The 15,240-nt window shown below is 74.9% G+C and carries 15 protein-coding genes; 10 read left to right on the top strand and 5 right to left on the bottom strand.

All coding sequences use genetic code 11. The features are described 5' to 3' along the window. Positions 1 to 372: 372 nt before the first annotated feature. The 6 genes from AC0GKK_RS21840 (at position 373) to AC0GKK_RS21815 (ending at position 5,505) form a co-directional block, all read left to right on the top strand. On the top strand, positions 373 to 849 hold the full coding sequence (locus AC0GKK_RS21840) for an FkbM family methyltransferase (RefSeq protein ID WP_489882415.1): 477 nt from the start codon (positions 373 to 375) through the stop codon (positions 847 to 849). 237 nt (positions 850 to 1,086) lie between these two features. Then, positions 1,087 to 1,836 (top strand): sugar transferase, encoded by a 750-nt coding sequence (locus AC0GKK_RS21835; protein ID WP_489882414.1) that lies wholly within the window; start codon positions 1,087 to 1,089, stop codon positions 1,834 to 1,836. A gap of 153 nt (positions 1,837 to 1,989) precedes the next feature. After that, positions 1,990 to 2,295 carry a hypothetical protein gene (locus AC0GKK_RS21830; RefSeq protein ID WP_489882413.1) on the top strand — a complete coding sequence of 102 codons (306 nt, stop codon included), beginning with the start codon at positions 1,990 to 1,992 and terminating at the stop codon, positions 2,293 to 2,295. Continuing rightward, positions 2,285 to 3,583, top strand: a complete 1,299-nt coding sequence (locus tag AC0GKK_RS21825) for a cupin domain-containing protein (protein ID WP_489882412.1) — start codon at positions 2,285 to 2,287, stop codon at positions 3,581 to 3,583. The genes AC0GKK_RS21830 and AC0GKK_RS21825 overlap by 11 nt, the downstream gene beginning before the upstream one ends. Continuing rightward, positions 3,580 to 4,470 carry a ferredoxin family protein gene (locus AC0GKK_RS21820; protein ID WP_489882411.1) on the top strand — a complete coding sequence of 297 codons (891 nt, stop codon included), beginning with the start codon at positions 3,580 to 3,582 and terminating at the stop codon, positions 4,468 to 4,470. Before AC0GKK_RS21825 ends, AC0GKK_RS21820 begins: the two co-directional genes overlap by 4 nt. Positions 4,471 to 4,707: 237 nt before the next feature. Then, the gene (locus AC0GKK_RS21815; RefSeq protein WP_489882410.1) at positions 4,708 to 5,505 is read left to right on the top strand and encodes a glucose-1-phosphate cytidylyltransferase; all 798 of its coding nucleotides are present in this window, start codon (positions 4,708 to 4,710) and stop codon (positions 5,503 to 5,505) included. A gap of 7 nt (positions 5,506 to 5,512) precedes the next feature. Here the strand turns inward: AC0GKK_RS21815 and AC0GKK_RS21810 are convergent, their stop codons facing one another. Both AC0GKK_RS21810 and AC0GKK_RS21805 read right to left on the bottom strand, forming a co-directional pair. Continuing rightward, positions 5,513 to 6,319 carry a hypothetical protein gene (locus AC0GKK_RS21810; protein WP_345644394.1) on the bottom strand — a complete coding sequence of 269 codons (807 nt, stop codon included), beginning with the start codon at positions 6,317 to 6,319 and terminating at the stop codon, positions 5,513 to 5,515. 149 nt (positions 6,320 to 6,468) lie between these two features. Then, on the bottom strand, positions 6,469 to 7,536 hold the full coding sequence (locus AC0GKK_RS21805; protein WP_357436633.1) for an LCP family protein: 1,068 nt from the start codon (positions 7,534 to 7,536) through the stop codon (positions 6,469 to 6,471). Positions 7,537 to 7,810: 274 nt separating this feature from the next. On the opposite strand from AC0GKK_RS21805, the gene AC0GKK_RS21800 reads away from it, so the two are divergent. The 4 genes from AC0GKK_RS21800 (at position 7,811) to AC0GKK_RS21785 (ending at position 12,321) form a co-directional block, all read left to right on the top strand. Beyond that, positions 7,811 to 8,104 carry a hypothetical protein gene (locus AC0GKK_RS21800; protein WP_489882409.1) on the top strand — a complete coding sequence of 98 codons (294 nt, stop codon included), beginning with the start codon at positions 7,811 to 7,813 and terminating at the stop codon, positions 8,102 to 8,104. A 498-nt stretch (positions 8,105 to 8,602) separates the two neighbouring features. Continuing rightward, a complete protein-coding gene (locus AC0GKK_RS21795; RefSeq protein ID WP_357436639.1) occupies positions 8,603 to 10,252 on the top strand; it encodes a sugar transferase in 1,650 nt (549 codons plus the stop codon). 2 nt (positions 10,253 to 10,254) lie between these two features. Beyond that, a complete protein-coding gene (locus AC0GKK_RS21790) occupies positions 10,255 to 11,157 on the top strand; it encodes a glycosyltransferase family 2 protein (RefSeq protein ID WP_345644406.1) in 903 nt (300 codons plus the stop codon). A gap of 33 nt (positions 11,158 to 11,190) precedes the next feature. Further along, positions 11,191 to 12,321, top strand: a complete 1,131-nt coding sequence (locus AC0GKK_RS21785) for a glycosyl hydrolase family 28-related protein (RefSeq protein ID WP_489882408.1) — start codon at positions 11,191 to 11,193, stop codon at positions 12,319 to 12,321. A gap of 19 nt (positions 12,322 to 12,340) precedes the next feature. Here AC0GKK_RS21785 and AC0GKK_RS21780 read toward each other — a convergent pair whose 3' ends face one another. Genes AC0GKK_RS21780 through AC0GKK_RS21770 form a run of 3 tightly spaced genes read right to left on the bottom strand, consistent with a single transcriptional unit; the run spans position 12,341 to position 15,196 of the window. Beyond that, positions 12,341 to 12,835 carry a hypothetical protein gene (locus AC0GKK_RS21780; RefSeq protein ID WP_349302410.1) on the bottom strand — a complete coding sequence of 165 codons (495 nt, stop codon included), beginning with the start codon at positions 12,833 to 12,835 and terminating at the stop codon, positions 12,341 to 12,343. After that, a complete protein-coding gene (locus AC0GKK_RS21775) occupies positions 12,819 to 13,925 on the bottom strand; it encodes a glycosyltransferase (RefSeq protein WP_345644415.1) in 1,107 nt (368 codons plus the stop codon). The genes AC0GKK_RS21780 and AC0GKK_RS21775 overlap by 17 nt, the downstream gene beginning before the upstream one ends. Further along, a complete protein-coding gene (locus tag AC0GKK_RS21770; protein WP_357436641.1) occupies positions 13,922 to 15,196 on the bottom strand; it encodes an O-antigen polymerase in 1,275 nt (424 codons plus the stop codon). The genes AC0GKK_RS21775 and AC0GKK_RS21770 overlap by 4 nt, the downstream gene beginning before the upstream one ends. Positions 15,197 to 15,240 lie beyond the last annotated feature (44 nt).

Below are 15,240 nucleotides of genomic sequence, written 5' to 3'. Positions count from 1 at the left end.
CTGATGCCACGCCGCACGATCGTCAGTGCCCGGTACGGCGGGCGGCGGGCGGTAACGAACCTCCGGCGGTCTGGCGAGATCCCGTCATGACCGTTGTCTCCCGCCTGGCCGAGGTCAGCCGCCGTATCCATCGCCGACTCGACGACGCGCACGGGGCCGGCTTCGGTCTGGCCGTTGCCCCACTCCGTCGCGGAAACGGGCTCCGCACCCTCGCGCTGCGCGGGGCCGGCCCCTTACCTACCGCAACGACGCCTCGGACCGGCTGACGATCCGCCAGGTGTCGTCGAGCGGCAGTACGCCCTGGTCGACGACTTCCGGGCGCGAGTCCACCGCCACTACGACGATCTGCTCGCCCGTGGCCGGACCCCGGTCGTGGTCGACTGCGGAGCGAACATCGGAGCGGCGTCCCTGTGGTTCGCCACCGAGTTCCCACGTGCCGAGGTCGCCGCAGTGGAGCCGGATCCCGACAACGCCGAACTCTGCCGGGTCAACACCGCGCGCCACGGGGTGCGGACCCTCACCGCCGCCATCGGCTCCGAGCCGGGCTCCGTCGACGTCGTCACCGACGGTCTCGCGTCCTGGGGGTTCCGGACGAGGCGCAGCGAGGACGGCGGCGTCCCGGTCGTGACGATCGACGACGCCGTACGAGGTGTGGGCGACACCGCGGCGCTCTTCATCGCGAAGATCGACATCGAGGGTTTGAGAGCGACCTGTTCGCCAGGAACACCGGTTGGGTGGCGGACGCCGCGGCGATCTACATCGAGCCCCACGACTGGTTCGCGGCCGACGACGCTCCCCGATCCACGACCTTCCAGCGGGTGCTCGCCGGTCAGGACATGCGGCTACTAATCGTGGGCGAGAACCTCGTGTACGTCCGGTGATCCGCGGCGCCCGGCCAGGCGGTCGGACCCGGGTCGTCGACGCGCGTTCGGCGTCCGCACATGACCGTTGGTCGCGAGCACGACCGGAGATCGTCCTCAGGATTGTCGATACCGACCCGACCGCGTTAACGGGTCATCCTCCGTCGTCGACAGGCTCACCGGAGATCGGGTCGGCGGGACCCGCACCGGGAGAGGGGGTCACGAGATGACCACACTGATGGAGGGCCGCTGGGAGGTAGCGCCGCCTCGCACGGCCGGGGCCGACCCCGTCGACGACGCCCTCCGGGCGACCAGGGCGGCGGCCACGGCCGTCGACGAGGCCGAGCGGTCCGTCGCGGACACCGCCGTGCCGATCCGCCGGGCCGGGCACGGCTATACGGTCCTCAACGCCGCCGTCGCGGTGCTCCTGATCGTGCTGCTCCTGCCGGTGCTGCTCGCCGTCGCCGTCGCCGTGAAGCTCGACGGCGGCCCGATGTTCTTCCGCCAGGCCCGCGTCGGCAAGGACGGCTCGACCTTCGGGATGCTGAAGTTCCGCTCCATGGTCGTCGACGCCGAGGCCCGCCTCGCCGAGCTCGCCGCCCGCAACGAGGGCGCCGGCCCGCTGTTCAAGATGTGCGACGACCCCCGCGTCACCCGCGTCGGCTGCATCATCCGCCGCTACTCCCTCGACGAGCTGCCCCAGCTGTTCAACGTCGTCGCCGGGACCATGCACCTCGTCGGCCCGCGCCCCGCCCTGCGCCGCGAGGTCGCGGCCTACTGCCCGCTCGCCCGGCGCCGCCTGGTCGTCAAGCCCGGCCTGACCGGCCTCTGGCAGGTCTCCGGCCGCAGCGACCTGTCCTGGGCCGAGTCCATCCGCCTCGACGCCGAGTACGTCGAGCGCTGGTCCCCGATGCTCGACCTGTCGATCCTCGCCCGCACCGCCGGTGCGGTCACCCGCGGCGGGGGCGCCTACTGACCACCCGACCCCAGGTCCTCCGCGACGGCGGGGGCGGACACCACACCGGTGACCGCCCCCGCCGTCGTCGTTCTCCGGGGCGAGCACGTGCATGGCCGGGCTCCCGGTGGGGTAGCCGCTCCCCGACCCTCCCGACCGACCCAGGAGACCACCATGGCTCTGAACGACGACGACATCACCACCTCGAGCGGCTCCGGCCCCGAGGGCCCCGCGGACTCCGGCGCCGGCCAGGGCACCCCCGGCCAGCACGACGGCGGCGCCGACGGCGGCGCAGACTCCGGCGCCGAGGGCCCGGCCGACTCCGGCGCCGGCCAGGGCACCCCCGGCCAGCACGACGGCGGCGCCGACGGCGGCGCGGACTCCGGCGCCGAGGGCCCCGCGGACTCCGGCGCCGGCGAGGGCACCCCGGGCCAGCACGACGGCGGCGCCGACGGCGGCGCCGACAGCGGTGCGCACTGAGCTGAGCGAGCCGACGGCCGGTGCCGGATCGCCTTCCTCGGGCGCCCCGGTACCGGCCGGCGCGCGTGCGGCGTCCGGGAACGGCGCCCTCGCACGGCTGGTCGGCTCGGACACCGACACGTTCGGCGCCCGGCACTGGGGCACCACCGCGCTGCTGCGCACCGGCGCGGACACCGGCGCGTTCCGCGACCTGCTCGACCTCGACGGCGTCGACGAGCTGCTGTCCCGCCGCGGGCTGCGCACCCCGTTCCTGCGGCTGGCCCGCAACGGGTCCGTCGTCGGCTCGGGTGACTTCACCGGCCCGGGCGGGGTGGGCGCCGAGATCGGCGACCAGGTCCGCGACGACAGGGTCGCCGCGCTGTTCGGCGACGGCAGCACCGTCGTCCTGCAGGCGCTGCACCGCGTCTGGCCCGGCGTCATCGACTTCTGCACCGCGCTCGCCGAGGACCTCGGCCACCCGGTGCAGGCGAACGCCTACATCACCCCGCCGCAGTCGCAGGGCTTCTCCGCCCACTACGACGTGCACGACGTGTTCGTGCTGCAGCTGGCCGGGCAGAAGCACTGGCGCGTCCACGCACCGGTTCACACCGACCCGCTGCGCAGCCAGCCCTGGAGCGACCACGGCGACGCCGTCGCCGCCCGCGCCCGCGACGACGAGCCCGTGATCGACCGGGTCCTCGAACCCGGTGACGTGCTCTACCTCCCCCGCGGCTGGCTGCACTCCGCCACCGCACTCGGCGACGTCTCGGCGCACCTGACCGTCGGCGTGCACGTCGTGACCCGGTACGCGCTGGTCGAGTCGCTGCTGGCGCTGGTCGCCTCCGACGAGCGGCTGCGCGCGAGCCTGCCGCTGGGCGTCGACCTGGCCGACCCGGAACAGCTCGCCCCGCACCTCGACGCGGTCCGCGCCGCGCTGACCGGTGCCGTCGCCGCCGTCCCCGCCGAGGACGTGTCGCGCCGGGTCCGGGGCCGGGTGTGGTCCGGCGGGCGACCGGAGCCGGTCCGGCCGGTCGCCGCCGCCGCGTTCGCCCGCGATCTCGCGCCCGGGGACACCGTGCGCTGGCGTCTCGGGGTGCACCACCGCCTCGTCCCGGGTGATGATCGGGTCGTGCTGGAACTGGCGGAGAAGACGCTGACGCTGCCCGCCGTCGTCGCACCCGCTCTGGCGGCCCTGCTCGGCGGCGGAACGCACACCGTCGGGGACCTGCCCGGGCTGGACGCCGACGACCAGATCGTCCTCGTCCGGCGGCTGCTGCGCGAGGGCGTGCTCGTCCCGGCCACGGCGTGACCGCGGCCCGGGGGTACCAGCGCTGCGCCGAACTCGCCGAGACGGCCGGTGACCCGGCGGAGGGCACCGCGCCGCCCGCGCGGCACTGGTTCCTCGTCGAGCACCCCGGGCCGTGGCCGCGTCAGGCACTGGCCGGGCTCGACCCCGCGGCCGCGGCGGCACTCGGGGCGTGGGCCGGTGAGGTGGGCGCGCGGGTCGTGCTCGTGCGCCGGCCCGGGCGCCGGGACCGCGACGCCGTCGAGCCGGGGCGGCGCTGGTTCCGCGTCGACGCCCGGCCCGGGCACGAGGGCGTCCGGACCGGCACCTGGTCCTCGCCCGCCGAGCTGGCCGCCGCCGTCCACGCCGACGGCGACCCGAACCCCGACCCGCTGGTGCTGGTCTGCGCGCACGGCCGGCACGACGCCTGCTGCGCCGTCCGCGGTCGGCCGCTCGCCGCCGCGCTCGTCGCCGACGACCCCGAGGGCACCTGGGAGTGCAGCCACATCGGCGGCTGCCGCTTCGCCCCCGCGATGGTGCTGCTCCCGCACGGCCTCACCTACGGCGGACTCACCCCGCTCGAGGGCCCCGCCGTCGTACGGGAGCACCGCCGCGGACTCGTCGTACCGGGCAGGCTGCGGGGCCGCTCGGCACTGCCGCCCGCGGTGCAGGCCGCCCAGCACCACGCCCGCGCCGCCACCGGCGCGACACGGCTCGACGACCTGCGCGTCACCGACGTCGTCGCCGACGACGCCCCGCCCGGGCGGACCGGCTGGCGGGTCACGTTCGCCTCCCCGGACTGCGTCGTCCGGGTGCGGGAGCGGTTCGTCCCCGTCGACCGGCCCCTGACCTGTGCCGCCCGCCCCGCCGGGCGCATCCGGGTGTTCGACCTCGTCGACGCCCGCTGCTGACCGGGCACCACGTCCATCGCTTCCGGAATGGAAACGATGGTCCGGGTCCGTCCCACCCCGGGGCGCCCCGGATGACCTGCGTGACCTCCGGCGCTCCGTGGCGCTCGGTGTCCGGTACGCCCGGATGTGAGGGGGCGAACAGCCCGATGGCGATAACAGTGCGGTAGAGCTGTTCGGTTCCTCCACTACGACGCCGTCGCCCCACCACGCTCCCCACAAAGGAACGGAAGACCCACCATGGACCCCCAGACCCCCGTCGTGATCCTCTGCGGCGGCAAGGGCACCCGCATCCGCGAGGCGTCCGAGAGCCTGCCGAAGGCGATGGTCGAGGTCGGCGGCCGGCCGATCGTCTGGCACATCATGAAGATCTACCGCCGGCACGGCTTCCGGAAGTTCGTGCTCTGCCTCGGGTACAAGAGCTGGGCGATCAAGGAGTACTTCCTCGACTACCGCGCCCGCTCCGCGGACTTCACCCTGTCCATGTCCGACCGGCACCGCATCGACTTCCACAGCGGCGTCGACGAGGACTGGGAGATCACCTTCGCCGAGACCGGCCTGGAGGCCGCGACCGGCTCGCGGATCCGCCAGATCGCGTCCTACGTCGACACCGAGCACTTCTTCCTGACCTACGGCGACGGCGTCTCCAACGTCGACATCACCGCGCTCGCCGCGGAGCACGAGGCGTCGGGCCGGATCGGCACCGTCACCGGCGTGCACCCGACCTCGAAGTTCGGCGAGATGCACGTCGACGACGACCAGGTCGTCGAGTTCAACGAGAAGCCCACCCAGGTCACCGGGTTCGTCTCCGGCGGTTTCTTCGCCTTCCGCCGCGAGTTCCTCGACACCTACCTCGGCCGCCCCGGCGACGACGACGTCTGGCTCGAGCACGAGCCGCTGCAGAAGCTCGCCCGCGACGGGCAGCTGGGCGTGCACCGGCACGAGGACTTCTGGCAGGCGATGGACACGTTCAAGGACTACGAGTACCTGAACAAGCTCTGGTCGCGGAACGAGGCGCCCTGGAAGAGCTGGGCCTGATCCGGCGTCACCAGGATGCGTCCCTGCCGATCACCAGGGCGCTGAGGTCGCGGTCGGGGACGGAACACAGCTCCTCCCCGCACGGCAGCAGAGCCGTGACCCGGTCGTCGATGTTCTCCCGGGACACGAAGATCCGCACGCCGGCCGACAGGCTCGTCACACGCATCTGCAGCTTGTCGCCCCGGTAGGGCCCGAGGTCTCGGGGCACGTCGAAGTAGACCTTCGCCCGGGCGTCCGCGCTCACGGAGGTCTCGCCGGTCACGAGCTCACGGCCGTCCGGACCGGTGATCCGGATGAGGACACGCGCACCGGCCGGCGCCGCTGCGACCTCGGCTGACCGGAGGTAGCGGGTGGTGGACACGAAGGTCGTGCCCGCCGTGTCCCCGTAGGGCAGATCGACGGCCCGGTTGGCCTGGAACGTCGGCCAGTTCTCGAGCACGCGCTGATCGGCCGAGGGGTCGGACGCCTGCGGTGTCGGAGCGGGAGGACCGGTAGGACCGGGTGGTGCACTCGCCGTCGCCCCTGTGACGACGGCGAGTGCACCGCACGCCAGGAGCACCGCCGTCACCAGGAGCAGGATCGTCGACCACCGCGGCGCGCCGATGCGGACGAAACCGACCTGGACCAGTACGCCCACCGTCGACCCGGAGACGCTGTTGACGGGTGCCCCGGACGACGGTGGCGAGGCATCCGCCGAACGTGTCGGGACGCAGAGCGCCAACACGAAGCTCACGACCGTGCACAGGACGACCACGATCCATGCGCCGGCGTTGCCGGGCTCGTCGGTCGCGACGTTCACGGCGACAGCGCTCACCGTGCCCGTCACGGCGCCGACCAGGGCTGCGACCCACTCCCGCCGTTCCGGCAACACGCCTCCCGCAACGACGAGGCGCCCGCCTCTCCTGAACACAGGGTAGCGACATCGACCCCACCGGGCGGTCGATCACGACCCGGCGGGGCCGGTCAGGACGGCGTCCCGCTCAGCGTCTCGGTCGGGTTCCGGTCCGCGTACTGCGCGACGGTCCCGTTGCGGATCGCGCCCCACAGCTCCTGCCCGCGGGTGTCGTCGAGGTAGACCACCGACTGCGCGCCCTCCCGGCCCAGCCCGGCGACCGGCGCCGTCACGAAGGCCACGCCGGAGCCGCGCAGATTCCGGTTCGCCAGGGCCAGCTGCACCAGCCCGGTGTTGGAGAGCGAGTCGTCGACGCTCACCGCGTCGCCGACGCTCGTCGCGAACGAGTACAGCGCGGTCGGGTCGGTGGTCGCCTTCTCCTGCACCTTCTCCAGCAGTGCCTTGATCGCGTTCTGCTGGCGGGCGGCGCGGTCGATGTCGCCGTTCGGCAGGTCGTAGCGCTGGCGGACGTAGGCCAGGGCCTGGGCGCCGTCGAGGTGGTTCTCCCCCGCCGCGAAGTCGACGCCGGCGTTGCTCGTGGCGCGGGCAACCTGCACGTCGATCCCGCCGACGGAGTCGACGAGCGAGGTGAACCCGGCGAAGTCGACGACGCCGAAGTGGTCGACCCGCACCCCGGTCAGCCCCTCGACCGTCTCGATCAGCAACGGAGCGCCGCCGAACGCGTACGCGGCGTTGATCTTGTTCATGCCGCGGCCCGGGATGTCGACCCAGGAGTCGCGCGGGATCGACACGACGCTCGCGTGCTCGCCGTCCGGGGCCACCGTGCCGAGCATGATGACGTCGGAACGCTCGGAGCCGCCGTCGGCGCCCGCGGCGGCCTCGGTGCCGGTGATCGGCACGTCGGAGCGGGAGTCCGTGCCGACGAGCAGGAACGTCGTCCCGCCGAACGTCGCGGGGCGGCTGCCGGCGTCGATCCCACGGAACGCGTCCGGGATCCGGTTGATCTCGTTGCCGATGCTCGACGTCAGGTACGCGACCGCGCCGGCCACCGCGAGCAGCAGCACCAGCACGACGGCCAGCAGTACGGCGAGCACCCGGCGGCCACGACGGCGCGGGCGTCCGGCGCCCATGCCGGGGACGACGTCGTCGCGCCGGGTCGGTGGGACGGCGTTGCGCATGACGGGACCTCTCGCCGGGGAAGCGGATCTCGATGTCTGTCGCAGCACGCCGCGGCGTGTTAGCGCGCGCCGGGGTGACCTTCGCATGGCGGCGCACCGGGTGACGCGTCGTCGCACGTCAGAGGCCCGGCCGCGACACAGGGTGCACACAGGTGGCGCCGGTGTCATCAGTTGTGTGGAACCGATGGCCCCGTCGCTAATGGGCCGCCCGGAGCAGGCGAATGACGGGGCAGAACGGCCGCACGGCCGTCGCGGACCGAAGGAGCCTCCCGACATGAGCATCACCCCGGACACCCCCGCCGTCACCCCCGACACCGCCGCCTCGATCCCGGCGCCGCGTGCGGCCGCCGAGAACGGCGCGCTGCCGCCCGTCGCCGCCGCGCCCGCCGCCGTCGACCTGTGCCGCTGCGGCCACGAGCGCGACGCCCACGAGCACTACCGCGCCGGCACCGACTGCGGCGTCTGCGGCACCACCTGCCGCGCCTTCCACGCCCGCACCGGCTCCGCCGCCGGCCGCTCGGCCGGGCGCGCCGCGCGCCTCACCTCGAAGCTGCTGCGCCCCCGCTGACCCGACCGTTCCACCCTCCCCGGACGGTCCGCTCCGGGGACGACGACGAACGCCCCGTCCGCTCATCGAGCGGACGGGGCGTTCGTCGTTTCCGGCGCGGCCCGGTCGGGCACGTCCGCCACGGCCACCTCTCCGCGATGTCGTCGTAGGTGACTTTCCCTGCCGCACAAGCGATCTTCGCAGATCCACGGATCGATCACCCTGCGCTCACGTGGTTGTAGCCAGAACATTTCCCGCAGCGTGCGTCACTTCCAAGCATTCGCCCGTAACGACGACCCCATGGTTACCGAATGAGATGTCGATCAGCGGGTAAGCGATCGATGCACCCATAAAGGGTCACTGAATGCCACCCCGGGTATGACGTTACGAAGGGCTGTGACTCGAAGTGACCGCACATGCGACGACTGCGATCACTCCACGTGCAGGAGTACGAGGATCCGGCTGGACACCGGCGGCCATCCGCAATGTCACGTCGGGTGACAGCGACGGTGTAGGCCGATGAGCACCGACGCGGACACCCGTACCTCCGCCGAGCCCGGCACCGGATCCGCTGTGCACCTGACCGGGGCCCCCGGCCGGGGCCGCACCCGGCCGCGACGGTACCTGCGCCCGCTGCTCAGCCACCGTCGCCCGGGCACCCACCCTGCACCGGGACCAGCGACCACCGGCGCCACCGACAACAGGGCCACCGACGCCCCGGCCACCGACGCCTCCGGGAATACCGCTCGCCCGGGCGCGACGCCCGGCCCCCCGGCCCCGGCCCCGGTCACCACCCGCCGCCGCCCGCTGCCCGCCCCGCTGCGCCGACTCGGCGAGCGCGTGAGCCTGGTGCGGTGCGCGCTGGTCGGCGTCGACCTCGCGGTGCTGGTCCTGGTGTCGGCCCTGGTGGCCGAGGTCACCCCGGCCACCGTCGCGACCGCCGCCCTGGTCGTCGTCGTCCGGGCGGCCGCCGGGCTGCACCGACCACGGCTGCGGCTGTCCTGGTTCGACGACCTGCCCCGCGAGCTGGTCGCCGTCGCCGTCGCCCTCGGCCTGTTCCCGGCCGTCGCGATGCTCACGAACGCGACCCTGGGCACCTCGGAGGACACCCCCGACGCCGTCGCGGTCGTCCTCGCGGCCGCCGTCGGATCGGTCGCCGCCCGGGCGGTGATCCTGCTCGTGATCCGCACTCTGCGCGTGCGCTGGGGGGTCGGCGAGCCGACCCTGATCGTCGGGACCGGGGTGCGTGCCGTGGAGCTCGACGAGACCATGCGCGCCCACCCCGAGTACGGCATGCGCCCCATCGGGCACATCACCTACGAGGACCTCGACCTGGTCCGGGTCCCCGAGCGGGCCACGCTGTCGGCGCGCATCCGCACCGCCGCCCGGGCGCACGGTGCCCGCGCGGTCGTCCTGGCCTGCCACGGCGCCGACGACGGCGGCGTGCTCGACGCCGCGATCGGGGCCCGGCGCGACGGGCTGGCGGTGTACCTGCTGCCGTGGCTGCCCGAGCTGGTGCACGACCGCGACGGGGTCGAGCGCATCCGCAGCATCCCGCTGCTGCGCGTGCCGCAGGACCCGATGCGACGGCCGAGCTGGCGGGTCAAGCGGTTCAGCGACATCGTGATCTCCGCGGTCGCGCTCACCGTGACCGCCCCGCTGTTGGCCGTCGTCGCCGCGGCGGTGCTGATCGAGAGCGGTCGCCCGCTGATCTTCCGCCAGGAGCGGGTCGGGCTGGACAACCGGCCGTTCACCGTCCTGAAGTTCCGCAGCATGCGCCCCGACGACGAGGCCGAGCAGCGGACCCGCTGGTCGATCGCCGGGGACCCGCGGGTCGGCCCGGTCGGCCGGCTCATCCGCCGCACCTCGCTCGACGAGCTGCCCCAGCTGTGGAACATCCTGCGCGGCGACATGAGCCTGGTCGGGCCGCGCCCGGAGCGCCCGTCGTTCGTCGAGCGGTTCTCCGCCGAGCACGAGCGCTACGCCGCCCGCCACCGCGTCCCCGTCGGCCTGACCGGGCTCGCCCAGATCTCCGGGCTGCGCGGCGACACCTCGATCGCCGACCGGGTGCGCCACGACAACTACTACATCGCCAACTGGTCGCTCTGGCTCGACGTGCAGATCCTGGTGCGTACCGCGCGCGAGGTGCTGCGCGGTGGGCAGCACTGACCGTGGACACGCCGCGGCTGGGCGTCGCGGTGAGCACGGTCGGACGGCCCGCGATCGCCGGGCTGCTCACCTCACTCGCGACGGGCGGCACCGCACCCACGGCGGTCGTCGTCGCCGACCAGAGCGCCGGGGGGACCGCCCGCGGGCTCGCCGGCGACCGGGCCGCCGACGCCGGCTGGGTCCCCAGCTCCGGCGGTGCGTCGCGGGGCCGCAACGACGCCGTCGCCGCGCTCGGCGAGGTCGGTGAGGTCGATGTGCTGGCATTCCCCAACGACGACTGCCGCTACCCGCACGACACCCTCACCGCGGTCCTGGAACGGTTCCGGGCCGACCCGGGTCTCGCGGCACTGGCCGTCACCCTCGTCGACCCGGCCGGACCGCGGCTGCGGCTGCCCGCCGACGGCACCGAACTGGACCGGCGCAGCGTGTGGCGGGCGATCGAGCCGGCCACCTTCGTGCGGGCCTCGGTGTTCGCCGAGCTCCGCGGCTTCGACGAACGGATCGGCACCGGCGGACCCACCCCGTGGCAGTCCGGGGAGATCACGGACCTGCTGCTGCGCGCGCTGGCCCGGGGGCACCGGGTCGTCGCCGCCCCCGGGATCGAGGTCCGCGCCCCCGGCGAGGTCCGTGCCCTGGACGCGGCCCGCTACCGCAGCAAGGTCCGCGGCTACAACCGCGGCGCCGGGCACGTCTACCGCACGCACCGCTACGGCCTCGCCACCCGGCTCGGGTTCCTGGTCATGCCGTGGGTGCGGCTGGTGCAGGGGCGACGGCTCGGCGCGAGCGAGATCGCGCTGACCTGGCAGCGCGGCCTCGGCCGGCTCGAGGGCCTGCTCGGACGCACCGTGGGCCGTGACGGGCCGGACTGGCTCGAGACCCGGCGCCCCAGGGCAGCACCCCGGTAGATTCGGGTGATCATCACTCGAGGGGAGCACACGGTGGACACGCGAATGCTGCTGACCTGCGCACTCGTGCTGGGGCTGCTCGCCACCGTCCCGCTGTCGTCCGGCCGGGGAGGCCCCCCGCGCACGCTCGACGCGCGCGACCTCGGCGCCGTCGGCGACGGGCGCACCGACGACACCGACGCCCTGACCGCCGCGCTGGCCGGGCTGCGCCCCGGCGACGTCCTGGTGCTGCCGCCCGGCGACTACCGCCACCGCGACGTGCTGGTCGTTGCCGTCGCGGGGGTGACAGTCCGCGGGGAGGGGGCGACCCTGACCGCGCTGGACGAGGAGCGCTCGGCGCTGCGGATCGCCGCCGACGACGTCGCCGTCGAGGGGCTCACCCTGGGCGTCGCCGCCACCACCCGCCGCCACACCGGCGCCGATCAGCACCGGCTGCACGTGCTCGACGCGCACCGGGTGCTGCTGCGCGGGATCACCGTGACCGGGTCCGCGGCCGCCGGGATCATGGTCGAGAACTCGACCGGGGTGACCGTGGACCGGCCGGTCGTGCGCGATACCCGCGCCGACGGGGTGCACGTCACCGGGACCTCGGCGCGGGTGCGGGTGCTCGCGCCGCGCGTGTCGGGCACCGGGGACGACGCCGTCGCCGTCGTCTCCTACGACGACGCCGCCACCCCGGTGACCGATGTCGAGGTCCGCTCCCCCGTCGTCGACGGCACCACCCACGGCCGCGGGCTGTCGGTCGTCGGCGGCCGCTCGGTCCGCTTCGACGACGTGACCGTGCGCGGCACCGCGGGCGCGGGGATCTACGTCGCCGTGGAGGGCGACCCCTACTTCACCCACGACGTCGACGGGGTGCGGGTGAGCGGCGGGACGGTCACCGACGCCAACCTCGACGACCGCGTCGACCATGGCGCGGTGCTCGTCTTCTCCGGCCGCCCCGGCCGGTCGGTCAGCGACGTGGTGCTGCGCGACCTGCGGGTCAGCGGCACCCGGGCGGACGCGTCGCGCCAGGTCGGCCTCTACCGCGACGACGGCGGCGAGATCGACGGCGTCGAGCTGGGCGGGATCGTCGTCGACACCGACGGCGGGCCCACCGGGCTCGGCACCAACCTGCCCGCCGACCGTTACCGGATCGACGGCGGCACCCTCGCCGGCCCCTGACCGGGCCGCCGGGAGCGGTTCAGGCCGGGCCGAACGCCGCGGCCCGCGCGACGAACGCGGCCGCCTCGTCGGCCTCCGCCCGGTCCTCACGCACCCGCAGCAGCGGCACCGGGACGCGGGTCGCCCAGCGCGACGCCACCTCGGTCGTCACCACGACGGCGTTGCAGCCGCGGGCCCGCAGCCGGTCCAGCGGGCCGGGCCGGGCGCCGTCGGCCCACCACAGCAGCGCCGTCCCGGCCGGGACCCGGCGGCGCAGCGCACGCCCGGCCCGGCCCGCCATCGCCCGCCCGTGCACGACGACGACGGCGCCCGCGGGCAGCGCGGGGACCGCCGCGCGGGGCAGCACCCACCCGGTCCAGCCGCGGGTCGTGTGCGCGGCGACGAGCCGGCGCGCGCGCCGCTCCCCCGCCGTACCGGGCACGGCGACGTGCACGACGGTGCGGTGCACCGCGAACGGGTCGGTGCCGACCCGGTCCGCGACCACCCCGGCGCGCGGGTCAGCGGGTCCTGACACGGTTCCTCCTCGTGACGGCGTCGACGATCTCCCCGGCGGCCTCGGCCCAGGACCGGCCCGGCCCGTGCTCGGGCACCCGGCGGGGTGTGCCCAGCGCGGCGACGACGGCGTCGGCCCAGGCGTGCGGGTCCTGCACCGGCACCACCCGCCCGGCCCCGCCCGCGGCCTCGGCCTGGGCCGGGTCGTCGGAGCACACCAGCGGCGCCCCGAAGCGAAGCGCCTCCACCACCGGCAGTCCGAACCCCTCGAACGCGCTGGGGCACAGCACCGCGGCCGCGTACTCGTAGCACCAGCGCAGCGTGCCGTCGTCGACCGGACCGAGGTGCAGCACCGCGCCCTGCGCGACCAGCCGGTCGAAGTGCCGGCCACGGTCGGGTGCGGTCCAGTCCCGCGGCCCGACCAGTACCAGCCGGGCGTCGGGGTGGTGCGCGCGGACCGCGGGCCAGGTGTCGACGGCCAGCCGCAGGTTCTTGCGCGGGTTCGCGTCACCGACGGCCAGCGCGAAGGTGGCCCCGGCCAGCTCCGCGACCGGTGTCGGCGAGACCGCGCGCAGCGTGTCCGGGGTCGCCAGCGGCACGACGACGGCGCGGTCGGCGACCTCGGGAGCGTAGTCGAGCAGCCGGGTCCGGGTCGCCGCGGAGACGCAGGCCAGCACGTCGGCGTCGCGGATGGAGGCCAGGTAGGGGCGGCGCAGCAGCAGCCGCTTGGCCGCCGGGAAGTCCCCGGGGCGGTCCAGGAACAGCATGTCGTGCACCGTCAGCACGCGCAGCGCACCAGCGGCGTCGGCGGGCAGCAGGTGCTTGGCGCCGTGCACGACGTCCATCGGCGGCAGGTCGCGCAGCCAGCGCGTCCAGCGCTCGCGCACCGACCGCAGCCCCACCGGCCCGCCCGGGCGGCGGTGCATCCGGTCGGCGGGCACCAGGCCGTCGAGCCGCCCACCGGCGCCGTCGGCGGCCACGGTCAGGTGCAGCTCGACGTCGTCGCGGTCGGCGAGTGCGCGGGCGAGCTCCACCACCACCCGCACCATCCCGCCGCCGCCCTCGGCGGGGACGTGGTCGGCCATCAGCAGGTAACGCAGCACGGGACTCATCTCGCGATCTCGGCGACGGTGGGCTCGGCGACGGCGGGCGGGGGGACGGGGACGGCGGGCACGGGCGGCCGGGAGCGGTGCAGCAGCACCGCGACGACGGCGAGCCCGGCGATCGCCGGCAGCGTCCGGCCCTGGGTCCAGTAGAGGTAGCGGGGCAGTTCCAGCAGGCCCAGGAACAGGAACGGGTAGAACAGCAGCCCGGCCGGGCGCGACTCGCGCATCCCCCGGTACAGCGTGGCGGCGACGAACCCGACCGCCACCAGCAGCGCGAGCCCGCCGAGGGTGCCGTAGTCCAGGAACGGATCGGCGATGCCGCCGTCGTTGTTGAACTCGGGGTTGCCGTGGGCGACGAGCACGTCGGCGTAGACCTGCGCGGTGTCCACGCCGGACAGTCGCCGGTGCAGGTCCAGCGCGGACACCCCCGGCGCACTCCACAGGAACTCCAGCGTCGCGCGCGGCCAGCCGGTCAGGTCCGCCATGTACTGCATCCGCAGGGCGGCGTTGTTCACCGCGGTCGTGTAGTAGCCGGCGAAGCGCTCCAGCGCGAACTGCGCGAACCCGGAGTCGGTGCGGGCCCGGTAGAAGTTCCAGCTGCGCGAGTACTCGAACGCGGCGAACACCGCGACCAGGCCGGGTAGTGCCACCGCCGGGGCGAAGGACAGCCTGCGCGCGGTGCGCGGACGCGTCGATCCGGCGCAGGCGGCGACCACGACCAGCGGCACCAGGATCTCCAGCACCGCGAGCCGCTCGGTCATCAGGTAGGCCCGCGGCAGGGCGAGCACGACGACGGCGCCGAGCTTGGCCCACTCCGCCCGGTCGCGGCCGTCGCGGGCCAGGAGCAGCCCGCTCACCACCGCCGCGGCCGGGCCGAACTGGGTCATCGTCGTCAGGCCGGGCAGGGTGCCGATCCGGGTGCGCAGGTCGGCCGCGTACACCCCGGAGGTGACGGCGTCGAGGACCACCGCCGGGGTCACCCCGCGGGCGAGGGCCAGCCCGGCGAACGCGACGTAGCCGGTCACGGTGAGCGCGGTCAACACGGTGCTCGCGCGGCGCAGCAGGGCGAACCGGCCGTCGTCGAGGTCGGGCCACACCGCGGCGACGGGCCGGGGCGGCGCGGCGACCGCGGCGATGACCGCGCCGAGCGCGAGCGCCAGCGCCCCGAGTCCGAACAGGACGGCCAGCTCGGCGGTGACCGCCTTCGGGGTGCCCCACTGGGTCCGGTAGGAGGAGTCGGGCACCGTGGCCGCGGCGAGCACGGCCACCCCGATCATCGCCGGTCCGACCACCCCTGGCCTCAGCCACCACACCCCGGGCC

The sequence above is a fragment of the Pseudonocardia sp. P-1 genome, assembly GCF_058111925.1.
The sequence above is the reverse complement of the archived record's forward strand: the minus strand, read 5'-3'. Positions and strand labels throughout refer to the sequence as shown.